At 36.1% G+C, this 10,419-nt stretch carries 11 protein-coding genes and 1 pseudogene; 9 read left to right on the top strand and 3 right to left on the bottom strand.

Annotation, left to right across the window (positions count from 1 at the left end; genetic code table 11):
• Positions 1-142: virulence factor SrfB (locus tag IPI65_22585; GenBank protein MBK7444219.1), on the bottom strand; the 142-nt coding region annotated here is incomplete at its 3' end.
• A 1,523-nt stretch (positions 143-1,665) separates the two neighbouring features.
• On the opposite strand from IPI65_22585, the gene IPI65_22580 reads away from it, so the two are divergent.
• Positions 1,666-2,019 carry a nuclear transport factor 2 family protein gene (locus IPI65_22580; GenBank protein ID MBK7444218.1) on the top strand — a complete coding sequence of 118 codons (354 nt, stop codon included), beginning with the start codon at positions 1,666-1,668 and terminating at the stop codon, positions 2,017-2,019.
• Between the two features lie 250 nt (positions 2,020-2,269).
• Here the strand turns inward: IPI65_22580 and IPI65_22575 are convergent.
• Positions 2,270-2,445: pseudogene (locus IPI65_22575) on the bottom strand (DUF1456 family protein).
• Positions 2,446-2,617: 172 nt separating this feature from the next.
• On the opposite strand from IPI65_22575, the gene IPI65_22570 reads away from it, so the two are divergent.
• The 3 genes from IPI65_22570 to IPI65_22560 are packed head-to-tail and all read left to right on the top strand — an operon-like array spanning position 2,618 to position 4,089.
• Entirely contained in the window at positions 2,618-2,833 is a 216-nt protein-coding gene (locus IPI65_22570) for a helix-turn-helix transcriptional regulator (GenBank protein ID MBK7444217.1), read from the top strand.
• A complete protein-coding gene (locus tag IPI65_22565) occupies positions 2,814-3,149 on the top strand; it encodes a HipA N-terminal domain-containing protein (protein ID MBK7444216.1) in 336 nt (111 codons plus the stop codon). The genes IPI65_22570 and IPI65_22565 overlap by 20 nt, the downstream gene beginning before the upstream one ends.
• On the top strand, positions 3,142-4,089 hold the full coding sequence (locus IPI65_22560; protein MBK7444215.1) for a HipA domain-containing protein: 948 nt from the start codon (positions 3,142-3,144) through the stop codon (positions 4,087-4,089). The genes IPI65_22565 and IPI65_22560 overlap by 8 nt, the downstream gene beginning before the upstream one ends.
• A gap of 348 nt (positions 4,090-4,437) precedes the next feature.
• Here the strand turns inward: IPI65_22560 and IPI65_22555 are convergent, their stop codons facing one another.
• Positions 4,438-4,683 (bottom strand): DUF1456 family protein, encoded by a 246-nt coding sequence (locus tag IPI65_22555; GenBank protein ID MBK7444214.1) that lies wholly within the window; start codon positions 4,681-4,683, stop codon positions 4,438-4,440.
• Between the two features lie 175 nt (positions 4,684-4,858).
• Here IPI65_22555 and IPI65_22550 point away from each other — a divergent pair, with 175 nt between their 5' ends.
• The 5 genes from IPI65_22550 (at position 4,859) to IPI65_22530 (ending at position 10,261) form a co-directional block, all read left to right on the top strand.
• Positions 4,859-5,773: an alpha/beta hydrolase gene (locus tag IPI65_22550; protein MBK7444213.1), complete on the top strand. Its 915-nt coding sequence runs from the start codon at positions 4,859-4,861 to the stop codon at positions 5,771-5,773.
• Between the two features lie 138 nt (positions 5,774-5,911).
• Positions 5,912-7,282: a carboxylesterase family protein gene (locus IPI65_22545; GenBank protein ID MBK7444212.1), complete on the top strand. Its 1,371-nt coding sequence runs from the start codon at positions 5,912-5,914 to the stop codon at positions 7,280-7,282.
• A gap of 274 nt (positions 7,283-7,556) precedes the next feature.
• Entirely contained in the window at positions 7,557-8,222 is a 666-nt protein-coding gene (locus IPI65_22540) for a response regulator transcription factor (protein MBK7444211.1), read from the top strand.
• Between the two features lie 61 nt (positions 8,223-8,283).
• On the top strand, positions 8,284-9,549 hold the full coding sequence (locus IPI65_22535; GenBank protein ID MBK7444210.1) for a HAMP domain-containing histidine kinase: 1,266 nt from the start codon (positions 8,284-8,286) through the stop codon (positions 9,547-9,549).
• A 7-nt stretch (positions 9,550-9,556) separates the two neighbouring features.
• On the top strand, positions 9,557-10,261 hold the full coding sequence (locus IPI65_22530) for a response regulator transcription factor (GenBank protein ID MBK7444209.1): 705 nt from the start codon (positions 9,557-9,559) through the stop codon (positions 10,259-10,261).
• Positions 10,262-10,419 lie beyond the last annotated feature (158 nt).

Genomic DNA, 10,419 nt, shown 5'->3' with positions numbered 1-10,419 from the left:
TAAACACAGTTCTTGTATCAAAAGCTAATAGAAGATTGTATTTCTTGATATTTCCCTCTTTTACATTTGGTATAAGTTTGAATCGGCACCAATTGATTGGTCCAAAATCAGACCGCTTACCATTGAGTTGAAAGAACGGCAGCGGAAACCAAGTATTTTCAAACTTTTTCCAATCCGCTTCTTTTTATTTTACTGATAGACAAATCGAAGCAACCCTGAGTCCCTTGCTTCTTCAGTATCTATAGGAATGATAAACTTTTATTAAACTTTCGTCGTTTGGAGATTGTGTCCCAAGAATCAGTAACTTTATAGTTGTTGTTCAAAGTAGCATAACCGAGTTTACTACCATAAAGCAAATGGCTTTTTATCCAAATTTCTTCCTCCGAAAAGAAATGGGCTATTTCCAGCTTTTCTGTTGATCTACCAAATCACGCCATCGTGAAAATACATTTTAAAGTTGTGGTTAAAATTGATTTCCAATGGAATAGTAAAAACTGAATGCCTTTGTGTTTGCTATTAAATTCATAGAATTTTATGTTATATAAGAGTTGCAATTGATTTTGTTTTTATTATAAATCTTTTTCGTTCATGATAACTCCTTAGTGAAAAACAACAAGTTCATTTTGTTCTACTAACCCAAAACTATAATGATAACTTCCATTAAAATTTATTATTACTTTGCATAGAAATTGGTCCGAATTACGATTTTTGAAATAACTACAACTATTAAAATACTCAAAAACAGAGGCGTATCCATTCCATCTATAAATGTATTTAGTAAAATTCCATTATATTGTTATTGAGGTAGTTCTAAGGCATACCTTTCAACCTCCTTAAGTTGCTTTTGAGCCATCAATAATGAATTTGGTAGACCTACTGAATTCTTTAGGATTGCTTTGGTTATTTTTAAAAGCGAGCTTGCATTGATACTTGTTTCTTTATCTATTGTGTCTTAAAATATGCCATTAAAACAGGTTTTTTAATATACCCATCATTTTCGTATATTGAATCAAAATGACAAGGCTTTGTTGTCATTAAAGCAAATAATTTCTTGGCTAACACTCTAATAAATAAATTTGACAAAAGTTAATATTAAATTTGTTTCATTTTGAATTAAAGTTTGGGATGAATTATATTTCAAAAAATACCATAAGGTAAAAACGGAATTAATTAACATAAATTTCATTCTAAAAACAAATTGTCATTTTAGGATATCTGACAAACTATTTTTCACACTTTTTTGACTCCCTGAAATGGACTTGCAGCCTACTAAAAAACTAGACGAGTTCTTCAGGCACTTAAAATGTAATCTCTAACATAATGATGTTCATTGTCTTTAAGATTTTCATCAGTCAAACTGTGATTTAAAATCTCCTCTATCTTTTCAGGTGCAGTTTCATATCCATATAAAATAAAAATGATCTGGGAAGTAATAGTGGCTAGACCTCATTACCAAAAATAATATGATTAAGCATATCACAATTGTAAATAATAAACCCATTTTTATTCTGTCGAAATAACTAATGCCTTTTGTCTCAAATTGTTGCTCCTGCTGCTCCATTCACCAAAATTACATTATCTCTACTTTTAACTACTACCGAAACAATTTTTTTCGATCTGTCCAATCCCCACCCCCTCAATCGTCATATCACCAAACATAAAAATATGACAACTCAACAAATTGCTGATCGGTTGGTGGCGCTTTGCCGCAATGGTCAAATGTTAGAAGCGGAACAGGAATTGTTCGCAGATGATGTAAAAAGTATTGAACCGGAACATTCGCCGGCTAAATCGGCACATGGTAAAATTGCTGTGCTGGAAAAAGGGAAGGCTTTTGCTGCTTCTATTGAAGCGCGACATGGCGGGGCTATTTCTGACCCTGTGGTGGGTGGTAAATACTTCTCTATTTCAATGCAACTGGATGCCACTTTTAAAGGTGCAGGCAGAATGGTGATGGATGAAGTTTGTTTGTACGAAGTGCGCGATGGTAAAATTATCAGCGAACAATTCTTTTTCTAAAGCCAATTTTCCGAAATTTTAAAATCGATAAGTAGTAAATACCTATTACTTATCGGTTTTTTACAATCCGCTGATTAGTTATTGTTGATTTCAAGAATGTTATTACAAAGTGCTTTGGTTATTTCTATATCCTTTTTATTTGCTTGCTTAATAGATAATTTTTTCAAGAAAAATTTGCAATTCCTTCTAATTATCTAGATTTAATTTTGTTCAATTTTGTTCAATCTTGTTCAATCTTGTTCAATCCTCTTCAATCCTCTTCAATCTTATTCCCATCCTCTTTCTTCCCCCGGTTATAAATAATCAACCCATTTAAAAATTACGCAAAATCTGATCGCCGGCAACTTTGTAGTTGGGGTGGTCTTCGTTGCGAAATAAATCGCCTAAGGCGCCTTTGGTTATTTTGAACCCCTGTTGCAAAAAAATCTAGCCCAAATGCAATTTACCAGCAATTCAAGTTGCATTAACGGTTTTAAACACTAATTGGGTTTCAAAATTTATATGTAAAAGCATATAAAATTAGAAAATTGTCTTTTTTATATCTAAAAGCATATAATTCAATATATTATTATTATTTTTGTATGTAAATGCATATAAAATGACTCGAATATCTGAATTTGTAAGAACCAAACGAAAGCAATTGGGAATAACTCAGGAAGAATTTGCTGCGAAAGCCGGAGTTGCACTTACGGTAATTAGAAAAATTGAACAAGGCAAAGAAAACCTGAGTTTAGCAAAAGTTAATCGTGTTTTGAGCTTGTTTGGTCATGTATTAGTTCCAACAAATGAGAAAGATGCGCCAAGGATTAGTTAAATACAATAATGAACCAGCCGGTGTTTTAACCGAGAATGATAATGGAGAATACCTATTTGTGTATAATGAAAATTATATTATAAAATACCCGAATCAATTCATCTCTTTTCAAATGCCGGTTTCTACACAGCCCTATAGCAGTAAAAGATTATTCCCATTTTTTGATGGACTTATTCCTGAGGGCTGGCTGCTAAATATTGCAGTAGAAGGCTGGAAAATTAATAAAAACGATCGCATGGGGCTTCTGCTTGCTTGCTGTCAAAATACAATAGGAGCAGTAAGTATTCACCCTATTAATGAGCCGGCAAATGCGTAAATGTTTATACTGTTATCAGGAGTTGGATGCGATGCATAAAGGTGATTATCACACGAAGTGTAATAAGGCATTTTATGGAACCGAATATGCTCCGGTTTTACCATATCAATTATCTGAAATGGAAAAATTGGCAAAACATGCCGTTGAGTTATCCATAACAGTTCCAGGTGTTCAGCCTAAAATATCATTAGGATGGCTTAACAAGGAATTGGAAAATGGACATAAGAGTCGCTTAACCATTATGGATGCATTGGAAGGTAATTATATTTTGAAACCTCAAAATTCACTTTACCCACAGATGCCTGAGAACGAACATATTTCTATGAAGTTAGCTGCATTATTTAAAATAGATATTGTTCCGGTTAATATGATTCGATTAGCCTCCGGTGAATTGTGCTATATCACCAAACGAATTGACCGGAACCCTGACGGTACAAAAAATCATATGATTGACTTCCTGCAAATTCTTGAGTTGGAAGACAAATACAAGGGCACCATGGAAACTCTTGGAAAAACCATAGGTGAATTGTCCGCCAATACCTTGTTAGATAAATTGAGATTTTTTGAATTGACTATCTTTAACTACATCATTGGCAATACCGATATGCATCTTAAAAACTTTTCGATGTGGCTTTCTGATAAGCAATGGACTTTATCACCTGCATATGATTTATTGAATGTGAAATTAATACTGCCGCAAGATAAAGAAGATATTGCCTTGATGCTTGGTGGAAAAAAAATGAATTTTAAAAAAGAATATTTCGATCGTTTCGCAAAGGTTTTAAAACTAAATGAAATACAAATAAATGCTGTGTATAAAAGGGTGGTGAAATGGTTGCCGGAAGCTATCCAGCTTATCGACATATCATTTTTAACAGAAGAACGTCAAATTGAATACAAAGATTTGATAACTCAACGTGTTATAGAATTTACTGCCTAAACCATTAAAAACCAAAAAAATATTTCTTGGTGCTGCCAACATATTTCTTGCTTATTTAGAACTCATCTCAAAAATACCTTTGGCGTCTTTTCTGCGTCTTCGCTCTTTATCCTTCGTTGCTTGAATTGCCCGTACTTCCTCCAGTATGGGCTGCTTCAAGCGCCTCGGCTAAAGAGCGAATACTTGAAAATACTAACACAAACCTATTTTTGAGATGAGTTCCAGTGCTGCTTTTCCTCATACTTATAAAACACTATTTTTTTCTAATGTTAATTCCCGAAATTTCAAAATCAATAGGCAACATTTATTTGTTGCTTATCGGTTTTTTTATTTCACTTATTTTGCTGCTTAATTATTCGGTGACTTCAGGCGAGTCTTCTTTTTGCCCCGCTTATAAATAATCAACCCATTTAAAAAATTACGCAAAATCTGATCGCCGGCAACTTTGTAGTTGGGGTGGTCTTCGTTGCGAAATAAATCGCCTAGGGCGCCTTTGGTTATTTCGAAATCTACTAATGACAAAATGTGAATGATATCATCGTTGCGCAGTGAAAGCGCTACTCGTAATTTTTTTAATATATCGTTATTACTCAACATGGGTTGGCGTTTGTGCGGTAAAATTAAACGATAAACATAATAGAGAGGGAGAAAAGTAAAACGCTGTGAAACGGTTCATTGAAATTGAATAGCTGCGCCTATAGCAGGATGGAACCTTTCCCCCCAAAATAACAATACCACAAAACGTTTAACTTTACAATGAATTATATTTATGAAAAGATTTTACGCTTTCCTCCTCATTGTTTTCGGAATGTCTTTAACTGTTGCCAACGCGCAGGATACAACGGGTTTATATACTGTTAACGGCACACAACTTTACATTAAAATAATAGGGGAGGGCGACCCGATTTTGATTGTTCATGGCGGGCCCGGACTCAACCACGAATATTTTTTGCCACATTTATTACCCCTCGCAAAAAACCACAAATTAATTTTTTATGACCAGCGTTCTTCGGGCAAGTCACAATTAAGCGTTCGGGCGAACATGAATTTTAATACGTTTGCTGCCGATATTGAAGCAATTCGTGTACTTTTCAACATCGAAAAACTCGATATTATTTGTCACTCCTGGGGTGCATTGCCGGTAACTACCTACCTGCAACAATACCCTGACCATGTGCGGTCGATTGTTTATGCGAACCCTACGCCCCTGAATAATGAGCTCGCGGGAGAATCGACCATTATTGTTCAAAATAAAATTTCACCCGCCGACAGCGCAAAACGTGCTGACCTCATGCTTTCGGAGGGATTTAAGAAGGGTGATATGGCAGTAATTAATCAGCTTATGATGCTGTCGTTTAAACAATTGTTTTGCGATACCAATAAACTGGCCTTATTGGACCCGAAACTGCCTAACGATTATTTGGTTGCAAGCCTCTCGCTATACGGCTTTGCGGCTGATATGAAAAAGTATGATTTGTATGCTCAAATAAAAGATAACCCCACACCGGTGCTGATTATTCGTGGAGTTTGCGATATTAGTCCCGAAACGGCCGACAACCGACTGAAACAATGTTTCACCAACGCACAATTGTTTGTTTTTGAGCATTCGGGGCACTTTTCTTTTATTGAAGAGAACAAATTATTTGTAAAGCGTGTTAATAAGTTTTACAAGGGGCTAAAATGACCTGAACGATGTTTTTGTCGTGTCATTTTTCCTGATTTTCTGCCATAAAATATTCACTTTCAGTGCTTATCTTAGCATTTCGTTCTTTATGATTAATATGCACACACAGCATTATTAACCATTCAACCCAACAGCATTATGAAGAAGGTTTCGATCCTCCTCATCGCCTTCACACACCTTATTACCCTGAACGCGCAGTATTGTATTGACGGAAGATTCACTCAAAATGATTATTTTGATGAGAGTGATATTGTCACAATTGTCGACAAACCGTACGGATTTGCCGATAACTGGTATAATGATTATCCGCAGCCAATACTGAATTCGTTCGATATTTCTTACCCGGATATGTCCGTTGACCCGCTCGAAAAGCGCCCTGTTATTGTGTTTGCACATGGCGGTGGATTTTGGGGTGGCGAAAAGGAAGCGTTTGCTTATCACATGCTCGATTTAGCTAAAAGTGGCTATGTGGTGGTTGCTATGAACTACCGAAAGGGCTGGGCCGGTTCGCCTGAAGATTGTGCCGGTGACCCTGCGTCGCTTGCAGAAGCCGTATATCGCGCCATGCAGGATGTGCAGGCTTGTTTCAGATATCTTGTTGTAAATGCAGCTGAATACGGAATTGATACTTCCATGATATTTGCCGGTGGTGAAAGTGCAGGCGTTTATGCTATGATGAACGGCATATTTATGTCGGAAGATGAATGGGTTGCCGACCATCCAACACATTTGGATTTATTTGGAACGCTGAATACTTCAACCAATAATTATACAACTGATTTTACGGTGAAAGGTATGATTAGTATGTGGGGCGGCATTTATGACACCCTTTATATGGGTAAAGATGAAATAGTTCCGATGATTACTTTTTATGGTGTTTCTGATGATGTAATTCCACCAACTTCGGGTCCGATAAAATTTTGCGAAGGTTATGAAATGGTTTACGGTGCCGTTGCCATGCAGGAAAAATTAAATAATGAGGGTATTTGTAATGTGATGCATAAAAATTTATTTGCCGGACATGAAGCTTACCCTGCTGAATATACTTCTGATAATATTGCCTGCTTCTTAAAAAGTATTTTGTGCGATCAATGTAATACCTATGAGGTAAATGACGCAATTGCTGATTGCAGCGCAATGACGGTTACTTCTGTTTACGATTTAAATAAAGGCAACATTTCCATTTATCCGAACCCGGCTTCAAATGCAATAACCATGGACCTTTCAGCTATCGGGACAAATAATTTGGTTATAACATTTTACGATGTTACCGGAAAAATCATCAACGTTCCAACAACCCTAACCGGCAACCAGTTAAATGCTGATATCAGTAAATTACCTATTGGTGTTTATATGGTTTCTGCGGTTAATGGTGGAGTGAAGGTGGATGGGAAGTTTGTGAAGGCTGATGTGCTAATGTGCTTGGGAATGCCAATGTTTGGAACAGCCGATTTTGAGCAAAAATCTCAATCGGAGCTCACGTTGGGGTCAATCAATATTGACCCGTGAGGATGTAAAATTGGAACAGCCGGAATGAGGCAACAGCCAATTTTGAGTTAGAATTTCATTCGAGCCTTGGAATTTTGGACAAAAATTTAATTCAGCGCTCACGTTTGGGTCAATCAATATTGACCCGTGACGATGCACAATTGGAACCGCCAAATTTTTGAGCAAGAATTTAATTCGGAGCAGACGTACGGGTTAACCGATGATGAATTACAAATGGAATTATTTTGAACAAAAGTTGTATCTTTATGTTTAGAATTAATCTAAACAACGACAGGTGCAGCCAATAAAGATTGTTATAGCCGAGACGCAATACCTTATAATAGAGGGGTTACAGTCTATTATTAAGCGCTACAACGACCTGCAGATTGTTGGGGTTATGGTGAATAAGGAGGACCTTTTCAGCAATCTGAACCTCCTGAATCCGGATATCGTTATTATCGACCCATTAAATCTCGAAGATTTCAGGGTTGATGATATCAGCACCCTTGAAACTGTTTGTCCGGGCACCCGAATTTTAATTATTACCGATATCAGTAATACCGATACCGTTCGCAAAATTGTGGAAATTGGTGCCAAAGCCTATTTGACCAAAACCTGCGACCAGAAAGAGATTATTGATGCCATTCACGCTCTGATGCGCGGCGAAAAAATGTATTGTCATAAGGTGGTGAACATCCTGCTGGAAGGTAATATGCCGGAATCGGAGAATTGTGAACCAACGGTTTTATCGGAGCGGGAAATTGAAATTATTCGCTTAATTGCTAACGGCTACACTACGCGACAGATAGCAGATACACTTTTCCGCAGCTTCCATACTATTACCACACATCGGAAAAACATCATGAAAAAGCTCAATATCAATTCTACATCGGAGTTGTTGGTGTATGCCATGAATACCGGATTAATCCAACCATGCGAGCAACTTGCATCCAATCGCTGAAAGTCAGCATCTACAATTTATTGGCAGTAGCTTATCTTTACAAAAACAGGCAGGGTAAACAATGAATGTAAAAACAATCAGGTGGGTTATTGCATTGGGCATAATTGCGATTGTTACCATCATTTTATCGCAGGTTTTCTGGATTCGAAAAGGGTTGTTAATTAACCAGTCTAATTTTGAAAATGCAGTTACCGTTACCCTCGAACAAATTGCTGCAAAAATTGAGACAAGTAATCACGGTCAGAAACTTACCAATCATCCTGTAGTGCGTATTTCTCCGCATGCTTATTTAGTGGATATTGAAGAAAAAATTGATTTAAATCAGCTCGATTATTATATTAAAAGTGAATTTTCAAATCCTTTTCACAAGGTCGATTTTATTTATCAGGTTTATGAATCGACACGTGATGATATGGTTTTTGAAGAACGTGTTTCGAGTAATGTAGATAATACAACAATTGTATATCCAACAACTTTACCAAAACTTACGGAGTCTACTTATTATTTTAAAATTAATTTCCCGCAGCGACCTATTGTAAATTCGGTGATGATATTTGTTTGGGCAACATCCATTATTGCACTGACGATTGTATTGGTGTTTTTTGGCTATTCGCTGGATGTAATTATTCGTCAGAAACGACTGAGTGAATTTCAGAAAAATTTTATTAATAATCTGGCACATGAATTTAAAACACCAATTTCAACAATCGGAATTGCAGCAGATGTATTAATTGAACCTGAAATAGTAAATGAGCCCGACCGGTTAAAAAGTTATGCCGGCATTATTAAAAATGAAAACACCCGACTTACCGGACAGGTGAGCAAAATATTAGAACTGGCCAAGTTGGAAAATGATGACCTGGTATTAAATAAAGAAAAGTTTCATTTAAATGAATTGATGCAGGAAATAGTTACCTCTTTTGGTGTAAGAATGGAAGATGCAGGTGGTTTGTTAGTATTAGATGGTGCAATTGAAAATGATTTAATTGATGCCGACAAAGTGCATCTGCAAAATGTATTAAATACCTTGCTCGATAATGCATTGAAATACAATGATAAAATTCCTGAAATTACCATTACCACCGGTCGCGACCATATTGGGTTATTTATAAGTATAGCCGATAACGGTATTGGTATTCCGAAGGAGTTCCATCGTAAAATTTTTGAAAAATTTTTCCGGGTGCCGACAGGCAATATACACAATGTAAAGGGCTACGGACTAGGGCTCAACTATGTTAAAATGATTGCAAAGGCACATCACTGGCGTTTGCGGTTAGACAGTCAACTCAATAAAGGCAGTATATTTACAATTATAATTCCACAATAAATTGCACATGGATAGTAAAAAACCTAAAATACTCTACGTAGAAGACGACGTAAATCTCGGGTTCGTGACAAAGGATAATCTCGCTAAAAAAGGATATGATATTACTTTATGCGAAGATGGATTAACAGCGGCGCAAACATTTCAGAAACAAAAATTTGATTTATGTATTCTGGATGTGATGCTACCAAAAATTGATGGTTTTGCACTTGCTCAAAAATTCAGAGATAAAGATAAAAATGTACCTATTTTGTTTCTTACAGCCAAAGCAATGCTGGAAGATAAATTGCAGGGTTTTAAATTGGGTGGTGATGATTATATTACCAAACCATTCAGCATTGATGAACTTGTTTTAAAAATAGAAGTGTTTTTAAAACGCAGTAAGGTGTTTTCAGAAAGTACAGCAGAAGAAAAAAATATTTATCATATTGCCAGTTATATTTTTGATTTCAAAGAGTTGAAATTAAAAAATGCAGCAAACGAATATACGTTAACCATTCGTGAAGCAGAATTACTACGCATGTTATCTATTAACCGAAATCAGGTAGTGCGCAGAGAATCTATTTTGCACCAGGTTTGGGGTGAAGATAATTATTACATCGGCCGCAGTCTCGACGTTTTTGTGTCGCGTTTACGCAAAATGTTTTCTGACGACAGCAATGTTGAAATTGAAAATGTGCGCGGTGTTGGATTTAAGTTTATTGTGAAGGAGTAATTTCGCGAAATTAATCTGCACTTATTTTTCTCCCTTTTTATTCGTCAGCTGCTCAGGCTGAAATTACATGCCCGTATAATGTAATAATTTTAACATTTGTTGCAGGCGCAATACATTTTACTTTACCCCAACTTAACTTTATATTTACAAAAAATTAA

It is taken from the genome of Bacteroidota bacterium (assembly GCA_016706255.1).
Classification (GTDB): Bacteria; Bacteroidota; Bacteroidia; order Chitinophagales; family BACL12; genus UBA7236.
Note: the sequence above shows the minus strand (reverse complement) of the source record. Positions and strands in the feature narration are given on the sequence as shown.